22 protein-coding genes are annotated in these 23,816 nt (G+C 63.0%); 7 read left to right on the plus strand and 15 right to left on the minus strand.

Translation table 11 applies throughout. The features are described from left to right. Positions 1 to 10 precede the first annotated feature (10 nt). Together G6N73_RS03095 and G6N73_RS03100 are read left to right on the plus strand one after the other, a co-directional pair. On the plus strand, positions 11 to 1,393 hold the full coding sequence (locus tag G6N73_RS03095; protein WP_165023223.1) for an aspartate aminotransferase family protein: 1,383 nt from the start codon (positions 11 to 13) through the stop codon (positions 1,391 to 1,393). 65 nt (positions 1,394 to 1,458) lie between these two features. Then, positions 1,459 to 1,869 (plus strand): carboxymuconolactone decarboxylase family protein, encoded by a 411-nt coding sequence (locus G6N73_RS03100; protein WP_206078629.1) that lies wholly within the window; start codon positions 1,459 to 1,461, stop codon positions 1,867 to 1,869. Between the two features lie 469 nt (positions 1,870 to 2,338). Here G6N73_RS03100 and mmsB read toward each other — a convergent pair whose 3' ends face one another. Together mmsB and G6N73_RS03110 are read right to left on the minus strand one after the other, a co-directional pair. Continuing rightward, positions 2,339 to 3,223 carry a 3-hydroxyisobutyrate dehydrogenase gene (gene mmsB / locus G6N73_RS03105; protein ID WP_165023227.1) on the minus strand — a complete coding sequence of 295 codons (885 nt, stop codon included), beginning with the start codon at positions 3,221 to 3,223 and terminating at the stop codon, positions 2,339 to 2,341. 25 nt (positions 3,224 to 3,248) lie between these two features. Continuing rightward, a complete protein-coding gene (locus tag G6N73_RS03110) occupies positions 3,249 to 4,424 on the minus strand; it encodes an isobutyryl-CoA dehydrogenase (RefSeq protein WP_165023230.1) in 1,176 nt (391 codons plus the stop codon). Between the two features lie 175 nt (positions 4,425 to 4,599). Between G6N73_RS03110 and G6N73_RS03115 the strand changes: the two genes are divergently transcribed. Continuing rightward, positions 4,600 to 6,069, plus strand: a complete 1,470-nt coding sequence (locus G6N73_RS03115; RefSeq protein WP_165023233.1) for a cobyric acid synthase — start codon at positions 4,600 to 4,602, stop codon at positions 6,067 to 6,069. Between the two features lie 13 nt (positions 6,070 to 6,082). Here G6N73_RS03115 and G6N73_RS03120 read toward each other — a convergent pair whose 3' ends face one another. The 4 genes from G6N73_RS03120 to G6N73_RS03135 form a co-directional block, all read right to left on the minus strand. Further along, positions 6,083 to 6,493 carry a cupin domain-containing protein gene (locus tag G6N73_RS03120; RefSeq protein ID WP_165023236.1) on the minus strand — a complete coding sequence of 137 codons (411 nt, stop codon included), beginning with the start codon at positions 6,491 to 6,493 and terminating at the stop codon, positions 6,083 to 6,085. 11 nt (positions 6,494 to 6,504) lie between these two features. Continuing rightward, positions 6,505 to 6,933 carry a VOC family protein gene (locus G6N73_RS03125; RefSeq protein WP_165023239.1) on the minus strand — a complete coding sequence of 143 codons (429 nt, stop codon included), beginning with the start codon at positions 6,931 to 6,933 and terminating at the stop codon, positions 6,505 to 6,507. Positions 6,934 to 7,016: 83 nt separating this feature from the next. Continuing rightward, positions 7,017 to 7,853 (minus strand): helix-turn-helix domain-containing protein, encoded by an 837-nt coding sequence (locus G6N73_RS03130; RefSeq protein ID WP_165023242.1) that lies wholly within the window; start codon positions 7,851 to 7,853, stop codon positions 7,017 to 7,019. A 42-nt stretch (positions 7,854 to 7,895) separates the two neighbouring features. Next, positions 7,896 to 8,681, minus strand: a complete 786-nt coding sequence (locus G6N73_RS03135) for a TSUP family transporter (protein ID WP_165023245.1) — start codon at positions 8,679 to 8,681, stop codon at positions 7,896 to 7,898. A 125-nt stretch (positions 8,682 to 8,806) separates the two neighbouring features. Between G6N73_RS03135 and G6N73_RS03140 the strand changes: the two genes are divergently transcribed. Continuing rightward, the gene (locus tag G6N73_RS03140; protein WP_165023248.1) at positions 8,807 to 9,235 is read left to right on the plus strand and encodes a tellurite resistance TerB family protein; all 429 of its coding nucleotides are present in this window, start codon (positions 8,807 to 8,809) and stop codon (positions 9,233 to 9,235) included. Between the two features lie 13 nt (positions 9,236 to 9,248). Here G6N73_RS03140 and G6N73_RS03145 read toward each other — a convergent pair whose 3' ends face one another. The 9 genes from G6N73_RS03145 to G6N73_RS03190 form a co-directional block, all read right to left on the minus strand. Further along, a complete protein-coding gene (locus G6N73_RS03145; protein WP_165023251.1) occupies positions 9,249 to 9,959 on the minus strand; it encodes an isochorismatase family protein in 711 nt (236 codons plus the stop codon). Positions 9,960 to 9,966: 7 nt separating this feature from the next. Further along, on the minus strand, positions 9,967 to 11,721 hold the full coding sequence (locus G6N73_RS36675; protein WP_246251581.1) for an ABC transporter ATP-binding protein: 1,755 nt from the start codon (positions 11,719 to 11,721) through the stop codon (positions 9,967 to 9,969). Continuing rightward, complete coding sequence (locus G6N73_RS03160; protein ID WP_165023254.1) at positions 11,718 to 12,590, minus strand: ABC transporter permease; 873 nt, start codon at positions 12,588 to 12,590, stop codon at positions 11,718 to 11,720. The genes G6N73_RS36675 and G6N73_RS03160 overlap by 4 nt, the downstream gene beginning before the upstream one ends. After that, complete coding sequence (locus G6N73_RS03165; RefSeq protein ID WP_165023256.1) at positions 12,587 to 13,534, minus strand: ABC transporter permease; 948 nt, start codon at positions 13,532 to 13,534, stop codon at positions 12,587 to 12,589. The genes G6N73_RS03160 and G6N73_RS03165 overlap by 4 nt, the downstream gene beginning before the upstream one ends. A 139-nt stretch (positions 13,535 to 13,673) precedes the next feature. Continuing rightward, a complete protein-coding gene (locus G6N73_RS03170) occupies positions 13,674 to 15,152 on the minus strand; it encodes an ABC transporter substrate-binding protein (RefSeq protein WP_165023259.1) in 1,479 nt (492 codons plus the stop codon). 121 nt (positions 15,153 to 15,273) lie between these two features. Continuing rightward, positions 15,274 to 16,554 carry an acetylornithine deacetylase/succinyl-diaminopimelate desuccinylase family protein gene (locus G6N73_RS03175; RefSeq protein ID WP_165023262.1) on the minus strand — a complete coding sequence of 427 codons (1,281 nt, stop codon included), beginning with the start codon at positions 16,552 to 16,554 and terminating at the stop codon, positions 15,274 to 15,276. Positions 16,555 to 16,662: 108 nt separating this feature from the next. Further along, a complete protein-coding gene (locus tag G6N73_RS03180) occupies positions 16,663 to 17,160 on the minus strand; it encodes a RidA family protein (RefSeq protein WP_206078630.1) in 498 nt (165 codons plus the stop codon). A gap of 74 nt (positions 17,161 to 17,234) precedes the next feature. Next, a complete protein-coding gene (locus G6N73_RS03185) occupies positions 17,235 to 17,735 on the minus strand; it encodes a c-type cytochrome (RefSeq protein WP_246251582.1) in 501 nt (166 codons plus the stop codon). 5 nt (positions 17,736 to 17,740) lie between these two features. Continuing rightward, on the minus strand, positions 17,741 to 19,342 hold the full coding sequence (locus G6N73_RS03190; protein ID WP_165023264.1) for a flavin monoamine oxidase family protein: 1,602 nt from the start codon (positions 19,340 to 19,342) through the stop codon (positions 17,741 to 17,743). Positions 19,343 to 19,626: 284 nt separating this feature from the next. On the opposite strand from G6N73_RS03190, the gene G6N73_RS03195 reads away from it, so the two are divergent. From G6N73_RS03195 to G6N73_RS03205, 3 genes are all read left to right on the plus strand, one after another. Further along, positions 19,627 to 20,058 carry a L,D-transpeptidase gene (locus G6N73_RS03195; RefSeq protein ID WP_165023267.1) on the plus strand — a complete coding sequence of 144 codons (432 nt, stop codon included), beginning with the start codon at positions 19,627 to 19,629 and terminating at the stop codon, positions 20,056 to 20,058. 142 nt (positions 20,059 to 20,200) lie between these two features. Further along, the gene (locus tag G6N73_RS03200) at positions 20,201 to 23,050 is read left to right on the plus strand and encodes a molybdopterin oxidoreductase family protein (protein ID WP_165023270.1); all 2,850 of its coding nucleotides are present in this window, start codon (positions 20,201 to 20,203) and stop codon (positions 23,048 to 23,050) included. Continuing rightward, complete coding sequence (locus G6N73_RS03205; RefSeq protein ID WP_165023274.1) at positions 23,047 to 23,814, plus strand: 4Fe-4S dicluster domain-containing protein; 768 nt, start codon at positions 23,047 to 23,049, stop codon at positions 23,812 to 23,814. The genes G6N73_RS03200 and G6N73_RS03205 overlap by 4 nt, the downstream gene beginning before the upstream one ends. Positions 23,815 to 23,816: the final 2 nt, after the last annotated feature.

The raw sequence follows: 23,816 nt of genomic DNA on the forward strand, positions 1-23,816 counted from the left end.
GACCAACTCCATGACTTACCAGAACTATTCGCTGTCGCAGCTGCAGGCGATCGACGCCGCACATCACATTCACCCGTTCACCGACCACAAGGAGCTGCGTGGCGCGGGCTCGCGCATGATCACGCGGGCCGAGGGGCCGTTCATCTATGATTCGGAAGGCAACGAACTGCTCGACGGCATGGCCGGGCTGTGGTGCGTGAATATCGGCTACGGCCGAAACGAGCTCGCGGAGGCTGCTTATGCGCAGATGAAGGAGCTGCCCTATTACAATTCCTTCTTCAAATGCTCCACGCTGACGCCGGTGCTGCTTGCGAAGAAGCTTGCCGAGATCGCACCGAAGAACATCAACCAGGTTTTCTACGGCTCGTCCGGGTCTGAGGCCAACGACACGGCGCTGCGGCTGGTCCGCCATTATTGGGTGCTCGAAGGCAAGCCTCAGAAGAACCGCATCATCTCGCGGACCATGGCCTATCACGGCTCCACCGTGGCGGGAACGTCGCTCGGCGGCATGGACGGCATGCACAGCCAGCTTGGCGGGGCGGTGCCCAACATCGTCCACGTGATGATGCCCTATGCCTATGAACTCGCGCTGCCGGGCGAAAGCGATCATGATTTCGGCCTGCGCGCCGCGAAGGCCGTCGAGGACGCGATCCTTGAAGCTGGCGCCGACAATGTCGCAGCCTTCATTGGCGAACCGATCATGGGGGCGGGCGGCGTGAAAATCCCGCCGGCGAGCTACTGGCCGGAAATCCAGCGCATCTGCCGCAAATACGATGTGCTCCTGATGCTCGACGAAGTCATTACCGGCTATGGCCGGACCGGCGAATGGTTTGCTGCTCAGACGTTCGGCATCGAACCCGACACGATCACCACCGCCAAGGCGCTGACCTCGGGCTACCAGCCGCTTTCGGCGCTGCTGGTCGGCGACCGGATTGCCTCGACGTTGGTCGAGAAGGGCGGCGAGTTCTACCACGGCTACACGTATTCCGGACATCCGGTGGCCTGCGCGGTGGCGTTGAAGAATCTAGAAATCATTGAGAGGGAGGGGCTGGTCGAGCGGGTCAGGACAGACACCGGACCTTATTTCGCAAAAATGCTGCAGGAACGGATTTCCGGCCATGGACTGGTCGGCCAGGTTCGCAACGTCGGCCTGATGGGCGCGATCGAAATCGTCAAGGACAAGGCGACCCGCGAGCGTTTCCAGCCGGCAGGCAGCGCTGCGGTCACCGTCCGCGATCACGCGATCGCGCAAGGGATGATGATGCGGGCGACTGGCGATACGATGATACTCTCGCCGCCGCTGATCTGGACCCGCGACACGATCGACATGGCCGGCGAGCGCATTCTGAGGGCGCTCGACCTTGCCGAGGCCGATCTTCGCAGGGCAAACTAGGGGAGTTGACACTGCTCAAGGGCAGGGCGCGCCGGCTCCTGCCCACACCGGAAGAGAGGCCCTCGATGACCGGAAAACCACTCGTACCCCTGATCGAATACGAGATGGCCGACGAGGCCGTCCGCGCCGTCTACGACGATATAATGGCGACGCGCGAGGTCGATTGGGTCAACAATTTCTGGAAGGTGCTTGCCCACGACCCGGCCTTGCTCAAGCGGACATGGGAAGCGCTCAAGCAGGTGATGGCGCCGGGCGCGCTCGATCCTCTGGTCAAAGAGATGATCTACATAGCCGTTTCGGCGACGAATGGCTGCGAATACTGCACCTATTCGCACACCGCTTCGGCGCGCAAGCTGGGCATGAGCGAAGCGCAGATGATGGAACTCCTTGCCGTGGTCGGCATGGCCAACCAGACGAACCGGCTGGCGAACGCGCTGCGTCCGCCGGTCGACGTGCAATTCGAGCCGCGACCCTGACAATATCGGGCGGCGCTTTCCTTCAAGGCGTTCTTGGCTGCAACTTTTCGGGATCATGCGCCAGCATTTGCCTGCTATGACCGCGCTTGCTGGTCGTCAGGGTCGACGGCTCCGATGCGCCGATCGTCCTCGTCAACAAGGACAATATCCCGATACCCAACGCCGCTGTTGGGATATGATGCCAGAGATGGATTTCGGGCCGCTACTTTACGGCAAAGACCGCGCTCGTCCGGCTACGGAAGAACACGGCTTTGCCAACAAACGCATGGCCTTTCGCGACACAGACGCTGCGAAAGTAAACAGCTCCGGTACGCGAGACCTGATCCGGAGCGGTGGGGCGGCTGCGAATGACCGCCCTTGAATCCGTTCTATCCGGACATTGTTACTGCGCGGTTATCGAGAGCTTAAGCAAACCTAAATTTGCAACGAATTTGGCCGGTTGACCGAAGAATCTTGCAGCCGGCGAAGATCAGGCGGAATCGCCGCGCAGGAATTTTATGATGCCGGAAAAATCCGCGCCGCCATGGCCCTGCGCGTTGAACAGCGCATAGAGCTGGGCGGCTTCGGCGCCGAGCGGCGTCACGGCGCCGGATTGCTGCGCGGCCTCCTGCGCCAGCTTCAGATCCTTCAGCATCAGAGCCGCGGCGAAGCCGGGCTGGTAGTCGCGATTGGCCGGGGAGGTGGGCACAGGGCCGGGAACCGGGCAGTAGGTCGTCAGCGACCAGCACTGGCCGGACGAGGTGGAAGCCACGTCGAACAGCGCCTGATGCGACAGGCCGAGCTTCTCGGCCAGCACAAAGGCTTCGGAAACGCCGATCATCGAGACGCCGAGGATCAAATTGTTGCAAATCTTCGCCGCCTGGCCGGCGCCCGCGTCGCCGCAGTGGACGATGCGCCCGGCCATCGGCTTCAACACCGGCTCGGCCTTGACGAAAGCCTCCTTCGAGCCGCCGGCCATGAAGGTGAGGGTGCCTGCGGCAGCCCCGCCGGTGCCGCCCGAAACGGGCGCGTCGATCGACAACAGGCCGTGCCTGGCGGCGATCGCATGCGCCTTGCGCGCCGAATCGACATCGATGGTCGATGAGTCGATGAACAGGGTTCCCTTGGCAGCCTTGGGTGCGATGTCCTCATAGACCGACAGCACATGCTTGCCGGCCGGAAGCATGGTGATGACGATCTCGGCGTCCTTTGCCGCGGCAACGCCGTTCGCCATGACGACCACGCCGTTGTCGCGCGCCGTTTTTAGGTTCTCAGGGACAAGGTCGAAACCGTGAACCGTATGCCCGGCCTTGACCAGATTTGCGGCCATCGGGTTGCCCATATTGCCCAGGCCTATGAAGCCGATCGTCGTCATCATTTCTCTCCCGATATTTTCTGGTTCAGCGCCCGACCAGCGAGCGCGCGATGATGACGCGCATGATCTCGTTGGTGCCTTCGAGGATCTGGTGGACTCTCAGGTCGCGCACCAGCTTCTCGATGCCGTAGTCGTGCAGATAGCCGTAGCCGCCATGCAGTTGCAGCGCGTCGTTGGCGACGTTGAAGCCGGTGTCGGTGACCAAGCGCTTGGCCATCGCCGACCATTTGCCGGCGTCCGGCGCTTTGCGGTCGAGCTTCGAGGCGGCTGTGTAGAGGAAAATCCGCGCTGCCTGCAATTCCGTTTCCATGTCGGCGAGCTTGAACTGCAGCGCCTGAAACTGGTTGATCGGCTTGCCGAAAGCCTTGCGTTCGGCGGTATAGGCGATCGCCTTGTCGAGCGCCGATTGCGCGCCGCCGAGCGAGCAGGCGGCGATGTTCAGCCGGCCGCCGTCGAGGCCGGCCATGGCGATGCCGAAGCCCGCGCCTTCGCCCGACAAAAGGTTCACGGCTGGTACCTTGCAGTCCTCGAAAATCACCTGTCGGGTCGACTGCATGTGCCAGCCCATCTTGTTTTCGAGCGCGCCGAACGACAGGCCCGGCGCATCCTTCGGGATGACGAGCGTCGAGATACCCTTCGGACCCTCCTCGCCGGTGCGCACCATGGTCACGTAGACGTCGCTGTCGCCGGCGCCCGAAATGAACTGCTTAGCGCCGTTCACGACATAGTCACCGCCATTGCCGGGGCTGCGTACAGCCCTTGTCTTCAATGCCGCTGCATCCGAACCTGAGCCAGGTTCGGTTAGGCAATAGCTGCCCAGCCATTCCATCGAGGTCAGTTTGGGAAGGAGCCGCTGGCGCTGTTCCTCGCTGCCGAATTTGTCGATCATCCACGACGCCATGTTGTGGATCGAGATGAACGAGGCGAAGCCGGGGCAGGCGCGCGACAGGGCTTCGAAGATCAGCACGGCGTCGAGGCGGCCAAGGCCTGAGCCGCCGACGTCCTCTGCTATGTAGATGCCGCCAATTCCCAGCGGGCCAGTCTCGCGGATCACGTCGCTCGGAAAATGATGATTCCGGTCCCATTCGAGCGCATTGGGGGCGACGCGATCGGCAGCGAAAGTCTCCGCCATATGCTGGATAGCGCGCTGATCCTCGTTCAAGTCGAACTGGCCGGCGGTCGGGCCCACAGCGGCGTCCATGGCGTCCTCCCTGACGTTTTTGGCTATGCGTGAAGCTCAATCTAGACCAATGATGCGCCCGCGCAACCCGCTCCCGTGCGGAGCCGATGTGCATGAAAACGCTTCCGGAGACCCGGCGTGACGACAATTTTCGATGAACTGCTCCGGACTTCCCGCGGGGGCGGATACTGACCATATGGCCAAGGCGATCATGCTGCAGGGCACGGGTTCGGATGTCGGCAAGACGGTGCTTGTCGCAGGCCTGTGCCGCGCCGCCAGGAATCGCGGGCTGAAGGTGCGGCCGTTCAAACCGCAGAACATGTCGAACAACGCCGCCGTGGCGGATATTCCGGGCGAGCCGGGCGGCGGCGAGATCGGCCGCGCGCAATGGCTGCAGGCGATTGCCTGCGGCGTCGCGCCGTCGATCCACATGAACCCGGTGTTGCTCAAGCCGCAAAGCGATGTCGGCGCGCAGGTGATCGTGCAGGGCAAGGTGTTCGGAGAGGCGCGGGCGCGAGATTACCAGGCGCTCAAGAGCCGGCTGTTCGACGCTGTGCTCGATTCCTGGGCCAAGGTCGGGGAGGGTGCCGACCTGGTCATCGTCGAAGGGGCGGGGTCTCCCGCCGAGATCAATCTCCGGCCGCGCGACATCGCCAATATGGGCTTTGCAACGCGGGCGGATGTGCCGGTCGTGCTGATCGGCGACATCGACCGCGGCGGCGTCATCGCCTCGGTCGCCGGCACGCACCTGATCCTGCCCGAAGAAGACCGGCGCATGATCGTCGGTTACCTCATCAACAAGTTTCGCGGCGATGTCACGCTGTTCGATGACGGCATCGCCGCGATCGAAAAATTCACCGGCTGGCGCTGTTTTGGTGTGGTGCCGTGGCTGAAGGCGGCGGCGATGCTGCCCTCCGAAGATTCGGTCGTTCTGGAGCGGCTGGCGGCAGGCGAGCGCCGCGCGCTCAAGGTGGCAGTGCCGGTGCTCGGGCGAATTGCCAATTTCGACGATCTCGACCCGCTGCGCGCCGAACCGCAGGTGGAGGTTATGTTCGTACGACCCGGCGAGCGGCTGCCGCAGGATGCCGGGCTGGTGGTCATTCCCGGCTCGAAATCGACGATCGGCGATCTCATGAAATTCCGCGAAAACGGCTGGGATCGCGACCTTCTCGAACACAGGCGGCGCGGAGGCCATGTCGTTGGCCTCTGCGGCGGCTATCAGATGCTGGGCAGGATTGTGCGGGATCCGGACGGCATCGAAGGAAATGTGAAAGAGGCGGAAGGGCTCGGCCTTCTCGACATCGAGACGGTGATGGAGCCGGAAAAAACGGTGCGCAACGTGACCGCGCATTCGACGCATTTCGGCGTGCCGCTGGAAGGTTACGAGATCCATCTCGGCAGGACTACGGGTCCGGACTGTATGCGGCCGGCGGCCATCATCGACGGCGCCGAGGATGGCGCGACATCGGCGGACGGCAGGGTCTTCGGCACTTACATGCACGGGCTGTTCGGGGCCGACCGGTTTCGCGCTCGCTTTCTGGAAAGCCTCGGCGTCAAGGGCGGCGGCGTCGACTACCGCGCGGAGGTCGAGCGGGCGCTGGACGAAATCGCCGCGCAGCTTGAAACGCATCTCGACTGCGACGCGATCTTCGCCGCGGCGCGCTGATTGGCTGCAACGCTCAACTGTTCTCCTCGAACCATTTTACGATCGCCGGCATTTTCGGCTCGAAGCCGCCGGGAATGAAAACGTTGAACAGGCCGGCGAGGGCGCTTGTCCTGTTTGCGAAATCGTGCGTGATGCCGGCCGGGATGACGATGCAGCTCCCGGCTGGCGCGTCGATCCACTTGTCGCCGACCAACAGCGACGGCCTTCCCTCAATCACAAAGAAAATCTCGTCGTTCTCTTCGTGAGAATGGGCGCCTGGACCATCGCTGCCCGGTTGCAGCCACCATTCGGAGACTGAATAGCGGTTCGCGGTCTCTTTGCCGTCGGCCTTGAAGACGGCGCGCATGGTCGGCATCCGGTAAATGCGGCCTTCGCCCGGAGGGTGCACGATAGGCAGTCGCGCCTTGTGCTGGTCGTCGCCCACCCCAACGCTCCTCAGGTCATCGCCGGTTCGTTCGCCTTCGGCCAGTAAGTGCCGAAAGACCAGACATTGCCTTCCGGATCGGCGCAGACGAAGTCGCGGCTGCCCCAGTCGCGATTGGTCGGCTCTTCCAGGATCTTCGCGCCCGCCGCCTTGGCGCGCGCATAGGTTTCGTCGGGGTCGTCGATGGCGACATAGATAGACTTGCCGCCCTGGGAGCCCGGTCCGCCGACCATCCTGCCGTATTCGTCGTCGCGCACATTGCCGAGCATGATCATCGAGGAGCCAAAGGCCAGTTGCGCATGCTGGATTACTCCGTCGGCGTCGGCGTATCTGGCATGGACGGTGAAGCCGAAGGCCTTCGCAAGCCAGTCGATCATCCTGGCTGCGTCCTGGTAGCGGAAAGTCGCGTATATGCGTGGTGCTTCGATATTTTCGGGCATCGTGACATCCTTCATGTGGATTGGTTGCGATCGGCCCAGATTGTCAGCCGGTCGCCCGGCGGTCTTGAAGAAATGTTACCGCATCAGGCGATTTGCGCCTGCCATGATGCCGGCGTTGCGCCAGCCATCTCGCGAAACTCCCGCGCCAGATGCGCCTGGTCAGAGTAGCCGCATTCAGCGGCGATGCCGGCCCAGCCGTCGGTTCCGGCCTGGCTGAGCGTCAGCGCGCGGTTGAAACGGACGATGCGGGCAAATGTCTTTGGCCCGACGCCGGTCTCGGCGGCAAATCGTCCAGCAAGGTGCTTGCGGCTCCAGCCGATATTCCTGGCGATGGCGGCCACGGGCATGCGGCCGCCGCTGGAAAGGAGGTTACCGTATGCCCAGGCCACTTCGGGTTTAGTTGGCGGCGCTGCGGCGATACGGGCTTCGACGAAACGCTCGGCAAGATTGAGGCGTCGATGCCAGTCGCGTTCGTTCGCCAGTCTTTCGCGCAACGCCAGTCCGTCCGCGCCAAGCACATCATCGAGCGTCACCATACGATCGGTGAGTTCGGTCATAGGCATCCGGAAAAAACGGCGCGCTCCGAGCGGGGTGAAATCGATCTGGACGCAGCTTGCTGTTCCGAACGAATCGATCACCACCGGTCCGGCAAAGAGGCCGGCCGCAAAGCTGCCGAAACGTTCGTTGTCGCCGGGCGCACGGCCGAGCCCAATCGCAAACGAGCCGCTGAAATTGATGACGAGCGGTACAACCAGCGATGCGGCCTCGACCTGGCGGAAATGGCCGACGGCCACTTCGCGATAGCCGGTTATGCGCGAGACTATCCCGTCCAGCCTCGGGCATGGCGCACGCTGCACCATCTCGTACTGGCCGGCAGGTGGCGGCGCGGGTGTCGGCGGGGCGTCAGGCTCGGCGATCATTTGCGGCCTCCACTACCAGCCTAGCAAGGCCGGGAATGTCCGTCAAAAACCCAGCATCGTGCGCAGCGGATGTGCGGGATCCATCATCAGCCGCGCGGCGAGCGCAATGCAGGTGATCACCAGCAGTGGCTTGATCAGCTTCGCGCCATTGCGGATTGCCAGCCCAGCGCCGACACGGGCGCCGAGAAACTGCACCACGCCCATCATCAGCCCGATCTTCCATGATACCGCGCCGACGAAGGCGAAAGCGGCGAAACCGCCGATATTGGAGGCGAAGTTGAGCAGCTTGGTATGGGCGGTCGCCTTCAGCACGCCATATCCGGCGAGCGCGACGAAAGCGAGCATGAAGAACGAGCCGGTGCCCGGACCGAAGACACCGTCGTAAAAACCGATCACCGGCACGACCAGTAGCCCGAACAGGAACGGCGACAGGCGCTGGGCACGATCGATGTCGTCCATGTTCGGTTTCAGGGCGAAGTAGAGCGCAATGGCGACCAGCACGAAAGGCAGGGCGATACGCAGCAATTCGCCGGGCAGGATTGTTGCCAGAAGCGCGCCTGCAACGCCTCCGCAGAGGGACAGAAGCGCCGAAGGCAGTTGCCTGCGCAGGTTGACATGCCCTTTGGAGGCATAGGCGATCGTCGCCGAGCCCGAGCCGAACAGTCCTTGCAGCTTGTTGGTGCCGAGCGCCTCGACCGGCGAAAGGCCGGCGAGCAGGAGCGCCGGCACGGCAATCAGGCCGCCGCCCCCGGCGATCGAATCGATGAAGCCGGCGAAGAAGGCCGCGAAGGCGAGCAGGGCAATGGTCTCGGTGGCCAGATCGAACATGTTGTGCGGGGAACGCTTGGCCGGAGGGCCGTGAAAAATATGCTGCGTTCGACCACACGCGGCCAGTTTGCGCAAGTTGCGTTTCACGCTACGTAGTCTGCATGGCGCGCGAGAAGGAAAATTCGATGGCGACAGGAGTGCTGGCCCGCATACGGACGCTGTTTGACGGTGACCCCGGCGTTCGCAAGGTGGCGGACGATCCGGTCCTGTCGGCCGAACTCCTGCTTTTGTTCCGCATGATCCTCGCGGACGGGACGGTCAGCGACAGCGAGATGGATACCTTCCGCCGCATCTGCCGTGAGGCGTTCGGGATCAGCGACGAGAGCCTCGACGGCGTCGTCGAATATCTGAATGATTTCGGCTACGAGACCAGCGGCGCGCAGGCGCTGGCGCTGTTCGGCGAACTTGATGTCGAGCGCCGCAAATTGCTCGCGCGCCACATGGCCGAGATCGCCAAGGCGGATTCCGAGCTCGCCGAAAACGAAGTGCGGCTGCTCCGCCGGACGCTCGACATTCTGGGCATCAGCCCGGTGGACGTTGTGAAGCCGCAGTAGCGACCTGCTGCTGTCAGGCTTGCGGGCGGCCGGCAATGAGGTCTAGCACTTCCAAAGTGGTGCGGACGTCACCGAAGGTGCGGTAGATATTGTAGAGCGTCGCGTTGTGGTCTTCGTCGCGCCTTGCCGCGTTGGCATCCGCGACCATGATGACGCGCAATCCCAAGGCATTCGCGTCCCGAGCCGAAGATTCGCAGCAGATGTTGGTCACCGTCCCGGTAACGATCACCGTGTCGATCCCGCGCGCCTCCAGCCGCGACGGCAGGGCGGATGATCCCGGAAAGAAAGCGCTGAACTGCCGTTTCTCGACCAGCATGTCGGCCTCATGAACTCTGCATGCCGGCCATATCCGATCCTTCAGAGGACCGCTGCCGCCAGAAAACCGATACAATTCCGCGATCTCTTCGCCAAAGAATTCTCCTGCCAAAGCGGGATGGCGTTGTTCCGAAGCGGGGACAGTCCAGGCGACCGTCCCTCCGGTTGCGCGCAGGCCGTTTGCAAGCTTGGCGATGTTAGGCACGATGCCGCGGCAATAGGCATTTTGCGCCACGAAGAACTTCACCATGTCGATAACCACCAACGCGGTTCGGGTCGGAACAAGGTGCTGAAATGCGTGCCGTTTTCCGCGGCGTTCCTCTTGCCTAGCATATTCCCTCGGCTCGATGCGCCACCGGTGCAATTTGGCTTCGGCGCCTTCGCCTTCTGAACGACTTGTCTTCTCCATCGGCTGCTCAGCCCTGCTCCTGCAGCCGGCGCGCGATCGCCCGGTGCAGGTCGGGCGCCGCGGCAACCAGCGCCTTGGCCGCCTCCGATTGCGGATGGTCGAGCACCTCGCCGGTCGGGCCGCGTTCGACGATCTTTCCCTCATGCATGATCATCACGTCATCGGTGATGGCTCGGGCGACCGTCAGATCGTGGGTGATGAACAGATAGGCGACGCCGAGGCGCTGGTTCAAATCGGCAAAGAGGTCGAGGATCTGCGCGCGGATCGAAACGTCCAGCGCCGAAACCGGCTCGTCGGCGACAACGAGCTTCGGTCTGGTGATGATAGCGCGCGCGATCGACAGGCGCTGCCGCTGGCCGCCTGAAAATTCGTGCGGATATTTGTCCATGTCGTCGGCGCGAAGGCCGACTTCGCGCAAGGCGGCGGCCACCATCTCGCGCCGCTCGGCCGCGCTAGGCTGCTTTTCCAGCAAATGCAGGGGTTCGGAAACCAGCCGTTCGACTTTGTGGCGCGGATTGAACGAGCCGTAAGGGTCCTGGAACACCACCTGCATGTTGCGCCGTGCCGGCTTGAGCGTGGCCTCGTCCTTGCCGGTCAGCGTCTCGCCCATGAAACGGATCGCGCCGCCGGTCGGCCTGTCCAGCGCCAGGATCATGCGGGCGAGCGTCGATTTCCCGCAGCCCGAACGCCCGACAAGGGCGGTCGACTGGCCGGGCGAAATCGAGAACGACACGTCGTCCACAGCGCGAAAAGCCTCGGCCTTGCGGAACATCGACAGTCGCTGGCCGGGATAGGCGCGGGAGATGTTTTGGACGTCGAGCAGCGGTGCGCCTTTACCCTCCCCCTTGAGGGGAGGGTCGGCCAGTTCTGCTGGCCGGGGTGGGGGTCGTGAAGAATGCTCGGTTTGGGACGGATCGAGCGCTTCGTCTCCACCCCCACCCGTCGGCTCCGCCCACACCCTCCCCGCAAGGGGGAGGGCAAAGACGCGCCTTTCCGGCACATGCGTCGAAGCGAGTGCCAGTTGCCGCGTGTAAGGGTGCGCCTGCTTCGACAGCGTCAAAGCGGTTTCGCCCGTCTCCATCACCTCGCCATGGCGCAGGATGGTGATGCGGTCAGCCATTTGCGTTACGACCGCGAGATCGTGTGAGATCAGCAGCAGGCCCATGCGGTTTTCGTCGACGAGATCACGCAGCAGTTCCAGGATTTGCGCCTGCAGCACGACGTCGAGCGCGGTTGTCGGCTCGTCGGCGATCAAAAGCTTCGGCTTCAGCGCGCAGGCGATGGCGATCACCACGCGCTGGCGCTGACCGCCCGACAATTGGTGCGGGTAGCGCGACAGCGGGAATTTCTGCTCGGGCAGGCCGACCCGATCCAGTATTTGCCGCGCGCGCTCCTCGGCATCGGCGCGGCTGGCTCCGGTGTGCCAGCGAATGCCTTCGGCGACTTGCTCGCCGATTGTCTTGACCGGGTTCAGCGCGGTCATCGGCTCCTGGAACACCATGCCGATGTCGTCGCCGCGCAGTTGGCACATCCGGTCCTCGGTGGCGGCGAGAATATCGATGCCGTCGAAGCTGACGCGGCCTTCGGCCCGGGCGGCGTTGGGCAGAAGCTGCATGACCGTCAGCGCCGTCATCGACTTGCCCGAACCGGATTCGCCGACCAGCCCCATCACCTCGCCGGCGTCGATGCTCAGGTCGATATCCCTGAGGATCGGCGTCTCGCCGATTTTGAGCGACAGGTTCTCGATTTCGAGCAGGCTCATCGCTGCCGCCGCAATTTCGGGTCGAGCACGTCGCTGACGCCATCGCCGAGCAGGTTGAGGCCGAGCACGGTGATAACAATGGCGAAGCCTGGGAACAGCGCCAGATAAGGCGCGACCATCATCAGCGTCTGCGCTTCGAACAGCATGCGCCCCCAGCTCGGCATTGGCGGCTGTGCGCCGAGGCCGAGATAGGAGAGGCCCGCCTCGGCCAGAATGCCGAGCGCGAACTGGATCGTGCCCTGCACCAGCAGCAGGTTGGCGATGTTGGGCAGGATGTGCTCGACAGTGATCAGCGCCTTGCCCTTGCCGGCGGCGCGGGCGGCCAAAATGAATTCACGCGGCCAGATCGCGAGCGCGCCGGCGCGGGCGACGCGTGCGAAGACCGGTATGTTGAAGATTCCGATGGCGATGATGGCGTTGATCGCGCCGGGGCCGAAGATTGCGGTGATCATCACCGCCGAGAGCAAAGCGGGGAAGGCAAAAACGAGATCGTTGAAGCGCATGACCGCTTCGTCGACGAAGCCGCCGCGGGCGGCGGCCCAGCAGCCGAGCGGCACGCCGAGTCCCATGCCGATGCCGACCGCCACCAGCGCTACCGCGATCGAGTTGCGCGAGCCAACCATGATCATCGACAGAACGTCGCGGCCGAACTGGTCGGTGCCGAAGAGATGTGTGGCCGAAGGCGGCTGCATGCGGTCGGCCACGATAAGCTTGGTCACATCGTAGGGCGTCCAGAAGAACGACAGCAGCGCCATGCCGGTTATCAGCGAAGTGATGGCGAAACCGGTGACAAAGGATCGGTTGGCGAAGGCTTTCGCGACGAAGCTGCCGAAGGTCTCGCGCTCGAATTCAGTCACAGGCAATGTCATTGTCGGATCCTCAACCGTGGATCGACGATCGCATAGGATAGATCGACCAGGAGATTGACGACGATCACGGTCGCGACCAGCAGCATGACGACGCTCTCCACGACGATGAGGTCGCGCTGGGTGATCGCCTGGAAGATCAGCCGGCCGAGGCCGGGGAGGTAGAAGACGTTCTCGATGATGATCGTGCCGGCGAGCAGGAAGGCGAATTGCAGACCAAGGATGGTCAGTACCGGGATCATCGCGTTGCGCAGCGCATGCCGCCAAAGCACATGGCTGCGCGGCATGCCCTTGGCGCGGGCGGTGCGGATATAGTCTTCGCCGAGCACTTCGAGCAGCGCCGAGCGAGTGACGCGGGCGAGGATAGCCGCCTGCGGCAAAGCGAGCGCCACGGCGGGCAGGATCAATGCCTTGGAGGCCGGCCAAAGTCCGGCGTTCCAGCCGGGAAAGCCGCCTGCCGGCACGAGCCGCAGCCAGACCGCGAAAATATAGATGAGGATCAGCGCGAACCAGAAATTGGGTATGGCGACGCCGATCTGCGCCGCGCCCATAGAGAGCGTGTCGGCGGCGCTGCCGCGCCTTTGGGCGGAAAACACGCCGACCGGGATGGCGATGACGGTCGACAGAAAGAGCGCCATGAGTGCGAGCGGCAGCGAGACCACGACGCGTTCGGCGACAAGCTCGGCGACCGGGACCGAATAGGTGTAGGACTTCCCGAAATCAAGCGTCAGCAGCCCACCAGCCCAGTCGAGATAGCGCAAAAGAATTGGCTGGTTGAGGCCCATCTGCTCGCGCAGCACCTGAACCGTCGCTTCCGAGGCATTCAAGCCGAGCATCAGCCGCGCCGGGTCGCCGGGCAGGATCTCCAGCACCGAAAATACCACGATCGACGCGACGACGAGCGTCAGCGCGCCGATGAGGAGGCGTTTGAGGAGGTAGGAGGTCATGGGGCAGGCGTCCGCATTGACGGTGCGGGGAGGGCGGGCCGCAGGGCTGAGTGAGGGTGGAGAAGGAAGAGCTCGACCTTGCGCCACCCCCACCCTGTCGCTGCGCGACGACCCTCCACGCAGGGGGGAGGGTAAGCGCTCAATCCACCCATTTCACCTTGGTCAGGTCGTTCGCCTGGATGGGCGAGTTCGTCCACAGGCCTTCGACCTTGGCGTCCCAGATGCCGATCTTCGGCAGCTCGAAAAGGAAGCCGACGACCGCATCCTCGGCGAGGATTTTTTGGGCCTGGCCGTAGAGCTCCTTGCGCTTGGCCTCGTCGGAAGTGAGGTTCAACTCCTCGATGATCTTGTCGAACGCCGGGTTGTCGTACTGGAAATAGTAGCTGTCGCGCGAATAGATCTCGATGTCGTTCGGTTCGGTGTGGGACACGATCGACAGATCGTAGTCCTTTTCCGTGAACACCTGCTTCAGCCAGTCGGCCCATTCGACCGGGATGATCTCGAGCTCGATGCCGACATCGCGTAGCTGCGAGGCGACGATCTGGCCGCCGTCACGCGCATAGCCGACCGGGGGGAGCTTCAGCGTTGCCTTGATGCCGTTCTCGAAGCCGGCTTCCTTCAAGAGCGCCTTGGCCTTTTCGACATCGTGGGGGTAGGTCCCGGTCAGGTCGACATAGGCCGGGTTATGCGGAGCAAAGTGCGAACCGATCGGCACGCCGAAGCCGCCGGAAGCGCCGTCGATGATCGCCTTGCGGTCGATCGCGTGGGCGATGGCCTGGCGCACTTTCAGATTGTCGAAGGGCGGCCGCTTGTTGTTGGTGGACAGCACCGTCTCGCCTTCAGTCGAGCCGATCACCACCTTGAAACGCGGATCGGCCTGGATTTGCGGCAGCGCATCGCCGAGCTGGAAGTTGGGCAGCGCCTGCACGTCACCCGAAAGCAGCGCCGGAATGGCCGCGGCGGCATCCGGGATGATGCGGAACTGGGCCTTGTCGAGCGCGATCGGATCGCCCCAGTACCCGTCCGCCTTGACCAGCGTGATGGCCGAACCCTTGGCCCAGTTCTCGAATTTGAACGGGCCGGTGCCGATCGGCTTTTCCTTGTTGGTCGCGGCCGATTCTGGTGCCACGATCACTGCGTCGCCCCAACCCATATTATAAAGGAAAGAGCCTTGCGGGTTCTTCAGCGTGACTTTTACCGTGCTCGGGTCGACCACCTCGACCGTGTCGATAGCGGCAAACAGCGCCTTCTGCGCGTTCGTAGAATCTTCGGCGCGCGCGCGGTCGAGCGAGAATTTCACATCATCGGCGTTGAAGTCGCTGCCGTCATGGTATTTGACGCCGGGGCGGAGCTTGAAGGTGTAGATCTTGCCGTCGTCGGAAACGGTCCAGCTTTCGGCCAGCGCCGGCAGCACTTCGCCGCTCGGCCCGATGCGGGTAAGCCCTTCGAAGACGTTGGCGTAGAGAACCTCGTCGATCGCGGCGGCCGCGCCTGCGGTCGGATCGAGATGCGGCGGCTCCAGCGGGATCCCAAGCACCAGGTCGGTCCTGGCGGCCAACGCCGCGCTCGACGCCAGCGCCAGCACGCTCGCCGTGAGGATCGATTTCCAAACTTTCATTGAACCTACTCCCGTTCCCGAATTCCGGCTGGATAGAAGCGTTATTTGCCGCCGGAGTAAATCGCGTTTGTTGCGATGGGCGCACCTGAAGCCTAATCTTTTTCGCGCCAGGGCCGGGCGATCATCGTGCCGCCGGTCCCCGCAGCAACAGGTTCAGGCCGATCGCCATGACCTTGGCCGATTCCACCATGTCGGCGATGCCCACCCACTCGTCCGGCCGGTGCGCCAGGTCCAGAATGCCCGGCCCATAGGCGATGCAGTCGTGCAGATGGCCGATACGCGAGACGTGCTTCTGGTCGTAGGTGCCTGGCGAAATCACGTAGTCGGGCTCCCGGTCGAAGACCTCGCGAATGCCTTGGGCCACCGCGGAGACGACCGGCGCGTTGCGCTCGGTCATCAGCGGCTGCACCTCCATGATGTCGCGGATGTCGTAGTCGAATTTCGGCCGGTCGCGCTTCAGCCGGTCGAGAATGGCCGTTACTTCACCTTTGACGTCGCCGATCTTCTCTTCCAGCAGGAAACGCCGGTCGATCGTCAGCCGGCACCAGTCCGGCACGTTGGGCGAGGGCAGGCCGGGCCGGAAATCGTCGGTCTGGCCGCCATGGATGGAGTTGATGTTCATGGTCGACCGGCGCGCGCCCTCCGGCACGACGGGCATGCGCGTCTGCTTGCGGTCGAGTGCGGGAAACAGATCCTTCTCGAACGCCTCGAGCACGGCGCCCATGTGGCGCACCGCGCAGTCGCCGAGGAACGGCATCGAGCCGTGCGCGATTTCCCCCTTCGTTTCGATCTCGGCCCACCACACGCCGCGGTGACCGAGGCAGATGCGATCCTTGTTCAAGGGTTCGGGGATGATGACATGGTCGACCTTAGGCTTGGAAAAATAACCTTTGCCGGCCAGATAGGCGACGCCGCCGAAGCCGCCCGATTCCTCGTCGGCAGTACCGGAAATCTCGATCGCGCCGGGAAAATCGGGATAGACGTCCATGAACGCCTCGGCGGCGATGATGGACGCCGCAAGCCCACCCTTCATGTCGCAGGCGCCGCGACCATAAACCCTGCCGTCCTTCACTACGCCGGCGAACGGGTCGACCGTCCAGCCTTCGCCCGCCTCGACAACATCGATATGCGAGTTGAAATGCACCGTCGGGCCGCGCGTACGACCGTCGAAACGTGCGACGACATTCATCCGCGGATAGCGGTCGGTGTCGCCCGGCGTCCCTTCGGCGCGGATGAATTCGACGCCGAAGCCGCGTTTCTTCAGGCGCGCGCCAATATATTCGGCACAGGGCCGGTATGCGTCGCCGGGCGGATTGATCGTCGGAAAACGGATCAGGTCGGCCGTGAGCGCGACCAGGTCGTCGACCCGCTCGTCGATGGTTTCGAGAAGCTTTTCATACATGTATGCAATGCCGACCCGGAATTGTGGAACGAGCTGCAGTTTAGGTATCCCCGCAACGAAGTCGAGGGAGGCAGCCTGCCGTCCACCGCGCAGCGGCTTCGTACGGCTCTAGGGCCGGACCGCCGTCACCTCGATTTCGACGAGAAAGCCTGGATTGGCGAGGCCGGCGACCTGCACCACCGACCGCGCCGGCAGATTGGGCTGGGCCTCCGTGCCGAACAATTGCGTATAGCCTTCCATGAAGCCGCCAAAGTCCATCTTGCCGTCCTTAGCCGGATCGCCGACCAGGAATACCTGCATCTTTACCACGTCGCTCATCTTGAGGTCGAGCCTCGTCAATGTCGCCTCGATCGACTTGAACACCGATTCGGTCTGGGTCTTGGTATCGCCATAGGCCGCCACCGTGTTCTTGTCGGCCGCTTCATCGGTGACCGAAGGGACCGCGCCGCTGACATAGACAGTGGTCTTGCCGGCCGGAATCTCGACTGCCTGCGCGATCGGGAAATCGGAATCGGGAATCTTGTGGCGTATGACATCCTGCGCCAAGGCGCTTGCCGTCATCATCATTCCAGCCACAAGGGTGGCGGTGATCCGCAATCCGTTCATTTCTTTCTCCTTTTATACGCTGGTGGCGAACCGACCAGCCTCGCCAAGATGATGGTCGAGGCCGAAGCCGGGACTTATCTGACGTCGGCGACGTCCTGGGCCGTCACGGGGTCATCCTTGTAGTTGTTGCCAAAATGGGTCCGCACATAGTCGACGACGGCGGCAACCTGCTCGTCGCTCATCATCTGGCCGACCGGCGGCATACCTTTCAGCCCTTGCACCACGACAGAGACCGGGTAGCCGCCGGCTTCCAGGTTCTCGTTCTTGGCGAGAGCCGGGTATTTGCCGGCGCCGACCGCGCCCTGGCCCTCGCCCATATGGCAGGCCTGGCAGACGCTGGCATACAGCGCCGCGCCGGTCTCTTCCGAAAAGTTCGACGTATCGCTGAGCGTCGGTTCGGCCGAATCCAGCGGCTGGTCCTCAGCGACGGCTTTCGATTCCTGGGCGAGCGTTCCCGACGTGGCCAGGGCGAAGGTAGTCAGCGCCGCCACGCCGACGAGGCCGGGGGCTCGAAACAACCGTTTCATCATGACGATATTCCTCGCGAGATTGAGGGGATGGGGATGATCCGACATGGCGGTCACCCTGCGAGAACGCGCTGGTGCAGCCGCGACACTGCATCCAGCGACGACAGGATCGCGCCTTCCATCCAGGCCGGGATGTAGGAGGCGTGTTCGCCGGCGAGCACGATGCGCCCGTCGATCTGGCACAGATTGTCGTAGTGCTCCTTTCTCGCCTCTTCGGTCCAGTCGCCCGCACACCCCAGCGTGAACGGAACGCGGTGCCAGGCGACCGCTATGCCGGTTTCGAACTCGTCCTTGTATTGCGGGTGAATCTGGGAGCCGTATTCGACGGCCAGCCTTACGCGTTCGGCGGGCGACATGGAGGTGAATTCGTAAGAATTCGGCCCGTTCCAGGTATAGCAGCCGAGCAGGACACCCTTGCCTCCTTTGTTGAAATCCGTGCTCGGATAGGAAATCTGGGCGATCGGCAGATCGGTATAGCTGACGCCGCCGAAGATCAGATCGTCCTCTTCCCAGAAGCGGCGCTTGAACTGCAGGCCGACCTTGACCGAGGAGGCGTAAGGCACCGCCTCGATTGCGGCTTGCATCGGCGCGCCGACATTGATCTCGATCTGGCTCAGTATCGTCAGCGGGATGGTGCAGATGCACCAGTCGGCCGACGCCTGCTGCGGCGTCCCCGGATTTTTCGTGTCCTCATAGGTAACGGTCACGCCGGTGTCGTTCTGTTCGATCTTGCTGACCTTGGCGTTGTATTTGATGAGGTCGCCGACCTCCCTGGCGAAGGCCTTGCCGATCATGTCGATGCCGCCGACTGGCTGGAACATGGTGGTCTGGAACTCGTAGAGCGCGTAATTCGCAAGATTGCCCCAGAGGCGCGAGTTCAGGATATCGGGGAGACCGATCGGCTCGCCGGCAACCGGCGCCGCGCCGAGGCCGCCGCCCGGATCCTTTTCGAAGCCGCGGTATTCGGATGTGAGATGGCCGGCCCGGTAACCATAGTCGGCATCCAGCGCGCCCCAGGATTTGAGCGCTTCCAGCAGGATCTCCTGGTCCTCCTTGGTGACGCTGCTTTCCAACTGGCTTTTTTGCGTCACCTTGGCCAGCAGTTCCGAGACATGGCCGCGGAAATCTGTCTTGATGTGGCGAACCCGCTGCGGCTTGCCGCCGAACGCTTTCGATGAATGCAGGAACGCGTTGTGGTTGAGCTGTTGGAACGGCTCGAGCGCAACGCCCAGGCGCTTGCAATAGGCGAGCAGGCCGTTGTGATGATAGGGAATGCGCCACGGCCCCGGATTGAGATACATCCCTTCGTCGAACTCGCAGGTTTGTGTCTCGCCGCCAAGCTCAGTGTAGGTGTCGCCGCCGCGCAGGGTCCAGTTGCGGCCTCCTGCGCGGTCGTTGAATTCGAGGATCTGCACCTTGTAGCCGGCCTGGCGCATTTCGAGCGCCGCGGTCATCCCGGCCAATCCGGCGCCCAGGATGAGGACCGAGGCACCCTTCGGATCGCCATCGAGCTTGAGCGGACCCTTGTAACCCGACTCCTCGGCGAGACCCAGACTGGTCATTGCCTGATACATCACGGCGCTGCCTGCAGTTATCCCGATCAGTGACAGCAGTTCGCGCCGGCTTAAACCGTTAAATACTTGATTGTGCTGCATCTTAGTCCCTCCGGGCACGCTCGAGCAATCGCCGCGCCCTCGTAACCCAGTTCCGCACCGCCGCTTGCTCGGTACTCGGTCAAAACTATGCCCGCGCCTCGTGAAGTCAACGAAGACCCGTCCCATGGTGCAATCGTCATCCTGTTGTGGCGCAACCTTCACGGGAAATTGTTAGGACCGACGGTCGCAGGCTTTGGCAAATTTTTAGGAACTGGGTGTAACCTTCTTCACATATCGATTGCGAAGGGGACGTTAGGTTTTTTGGTATTTGGGGGATCGACAAAATGAAAAACGGAATTCTTTTCGCGCTTGCATTTGCGGGGCTGCTGCTTGGCGCTTCGGTGCATGGCCATGCGGCCAGTTTGGTTGCGAACATCAATGTGTCCGCTCAGACCATGACCGTGGTGAAGCACGGCCGCGTCATCCACACCTGGAAAGTCTCGACGGCGCGCAGGGGCTACATCACGCCACGCGGCACCTGGCGGCCGAAACGCATGCACAAGATGTGGCATTCGCGTAAATACGATATGTCGCCCATGCCTTATTCGGTGTTTTACCATGGCGGCTACGCCATCCACGGCACCAACTACGTCAAGAGCCTTGGCCGGCCCGCCTCGCATGGCTGCGTGAGGCTCGCGACAGCCAACGCCGCCAGGTTTTACGCGCTGGTGAAGCAGATCGGGCCGGGCAACACACGTATCGTCGTCAGGAACTGAGTGGCATCAATACGCGGCCACCGCCGAAAAACGAATCTGTTACGGAAGTTTATGTCTATACAAATTTTCCCCTGAAATGGCGTTTTCGGGCATTTCATTTGGGATAGGGCGTCTGTAGACATTGGCGGAGGGAGCTCCGCCGATGAATTCCACTTCGCGTGTCGCGCTGTCCGAGCCCGTCGGCGACGAAGTACGCAAGACGACCTGCTACATGTGCGCGTGCCGCTGCGGCATCAATGTGCACATCAAGGACGGCAAGATCCGCTACATCGAAGGCAATCGCGACCATCCCGTCAATCGCGGCGTGCTGTGCGCCAAGGGTTCGGCCGGCATCATGCAGCATTACGCGCCGGCGCGGCTCAGGGCGCCGCTGAAGCGGGTAGGGCCGCGCGGCTCGGGCGAGTTCCAGGAAATCTCGTGGGACGAGGCGCTTGGCATTGCAACCGGCTGGCTCGACGGCGTGCGCCAGTCCGATCCGAAGAAGCTTGCCTTCTTCACCGGCCGCGACCAGTCGCAGTCGCTGACCGGCTTTTGGGCGCAGCAGTTCGGCACGCCCAACTACGCCGCTCATGGCGGCTTCTGCTCGGTCAATATGGCGGCGGCCGGCATCATGACTATCGGCGGCGCGTTCTGGGAGTTCGGCGCGCCGGACTGGGACCGGACGAAGCTGTTCATCATGTTCGGTGTCGCCGAGGACCATGATTCCAACCCGCTCAAGATGGGCATCGCCAAGGTCAAGAAGAACGGCGCGCGTTTCGTCTCAGTCAATCCGGTCCGCACCGGCTATTCGGCGGTCGCCGACAACTGGATCGGCATCCGCCCTGGCACGGACGGGCTGCTGATCCTGGCCGTCGTGCACGAGCTGCTGAAAGCACGGAAAATCGATGTCGACTACCTCATGCGCTATTCCAACGCGCCGTGGCTGGTCGTCGATGCGCCGGGAACTGCCGAGCACGGGCTTTTCGCGCGCGACGTGGAGGGCAGGGAACTGGTGTTCGAAACCGTCACTGAGCGTATCGTTCCGCGAGGCACGGTCGGCGCAAGGCCGGCGCTGTCCGGGCGCTACATGCTTGGGGACGGGCGTTTCGCCGTGCCCTCGTTTCAACTCCTCGCGGAAAAATATCTCCACACGAAATACGCACCCGAGGCCGTCGCCGGCGAAATCGGCGTTGCCGTCGACGTCATTCGCGGCCTGGCGGCCGAGATTGCCCGCGTCGCCTTCGACGAAGCCATCTACATCGATCAGCCATGGACCGACATGAATGGCGAGCGGCATGAGAGCTTCGTCGGCCGGCCGGTGTCTTTCCACGCCATGCGCGGCCTGTCGGCCCATTCCAACGGCTTCCAGACGGCGCGCGCGCTGCACATGCTGCAGGTACTGATCGGCGCAGTCGACTGTCCCGGCGCCTTCCGCTTCGAGCCACCCTATCCGAAGCCGGTCGAGGCGCATCCGACGCCGCATGGAAAGGCCGAGCATTTCGGCTCCAACAAGCCGCTGTCTGGCCCGCATCTCGGTTTTCCGCGCGGGCCGGAAGACCTGCTCATCGACGCCGATGGCAAACCTACGCGGCTCGACAAGGCTTTCTCGTGGGATGCGCCGGTCTCCGTGCACGGCCTGATGCACATGGTCATCTCCAATGCGCATGCCGGCGACCCTTATCCGATCGATGTGCTGTTCCTCTACATGGCGAACATGGCGTGGAATTCGTCGATGAACACGGCCGGCGTGATAAAAATGCTGGAGGACAAGGACCCCGAGACCGGGGAATATCGCATCCCGAAGATCATCTATTCGGACGCATACGCGTCCGAGATGGTCGCCTATGCCGATCTGGTGCTGCCGGACACAACCTATCTCGAGCGACACGACTGCATTTCCATGCTCGACCGGCCGATCTCCGAGCCGGACGCCGTGCAGGATGCGATCCGCTGGCCGGTGGTCGAGCCCGACCGAGACGTGCGCGGCTTCCAGACCGTGCTTCTCGATCTAGGGGCGCGGTTGAAGCTGCCGGGCTTCGTCGACCACCGCGGCCGCGCGCTCTACAGCGACTACGCCGATTATATCGTGCGCCATGAGCGCCGGCCGGGCATCGGCCCGCTGGCTGGTTTTCGTGGGCCGAACGGCGACCGCGTCGGCCGCGGGGCCGCCAATCCCGACCAGCTCAAGCGCTATATCGAGAACGGTTCGTTTTTCTCGGCGCACATCCCGCTCGAAGCGCAATTTTTTAAGCACGCTAACAAGGCGTACCATGATTTCGCCGTCCGCATGGGGTTCTTCGACACTCCGCAGCCGGTCACCTTCCAGCTCTACCAGGAGACGCTGCAGAAATTCCGGCTGTCGGCGGAGGGATTGCGCGAACCGGTTGCGCCCGAAACGCATCGCAAGCGTATCCTCGACACGTTCGACCCGCTGCCATTCTGGTACCGGCCGTTCGAGGAGGAAATCGTCGATCGCCAGACCTATCCCTACCACGCGATCACCCAGCGGCCGGCGGCGATGTACCACTCCTGGGGCTCGATGAACGCCTGGTTGCGCCAGATCCACACGAAGAACCCGCTCTATGTGCCGGGGCCGATTTGCGACGAGCTTGGTCTCGTCGACGGCGACTGGGTTTTCCTGACCTCGCACCACGGACGCATCAAGGTCGAGATCGCGCGGATGGAAGCCGTCAACTCCTCGACGATCTGGACCTGGAATGCGATCGGCAAGCGGGAAGGGGCCTGGGCACTGGACCGCGATTCGCCGGAAGCCAGAAAAGGCTTTCTGATGAACCATTTGATCAACGAACTTCTACCGCCGAAAGGCGACGGCATGCGCTGGTCGAACTCCGACCCGATCACCGGCCAGGCGGCCTGGTACGACCTCCGCGTGCGCATTGAGAAGGCGGAACCTGCCGAATTGAGCGAGCCGCGCTTTGCGCCGGTGTCAGAACCTGGACGACCGGCGAAAAAGCCGAACGAATTACGCTACGGGCAGGAGTGGGCGAAGTGACGCTTCTTCCTGCTCAACCGACGCCGAAGAAGCTCGGCCTCGTCATCGATCTCGATGTCTGCGTCGGCTGCCACGCCTGCGTGGTCAGCTGCAAGGAATGGAACACCGGCGGCTATGGCTCCGCCCTCTCGGACCAGGATCCTTATGGTGCGGAGGTTTCCGGCGCCTGGCTGAACCGCGTCCATACCTTCGAAGTGATCCCCGAAGGAGCCGAGATCGTCGGCGAGGCCGGCGAAGCGCGGATCGTGCATTTCCCGAAATCCTGCCTGCACTGCGAGGATGCGCCCTGCGTCACCGTTTGCCCGACCGGTGCATCCTACAAGCGGGCAGAGGACGGCATCGTGCTGGTCGACGAGAATATGTGCATCGGCTGCGGGCTGTGCGCGTGGGCCTGCCCGTACGGTGCGCGCGAGATGGATCTGGCCGCCGGCGTGATGAAGAAATGCACGCTGTGCATCGACCGCATCTACAACGAGACGATAGACGAGGTCGATCGGGTGCCTTCCTGCGTGCGCACCTGTCCGGCCAATGCCCGGCACTATGGCGACTTGGCGGACCCGTCTTCGGCAGTGTCGATCATGGTCGCGGAACGCGGCGGCATGGACCTGATGCCGGAACAGGAGACGCTGCCCGTCAACAAATACCTGCCACCACGGCCGCGCAAGCCGCTCGCCGACAGCGCGCATAGATTGCCGCTCGCGGAAACTACCGACGGAGCGAAGGGCTTCTTCGCCTGGCTCGACGGCGTGCTGGACCGTATCTGATA

This window comes from Allomesorhizobium camelthorni (assembly GCF_011045125.1).
Taxonomy (GTDB): Bacteria; Pseudomonadota; Alphaproteobacteria; order Rhizobiales; family Rhizobiaceae; genus Allomesorhizobium; species Allomesorhizobium camelthorni.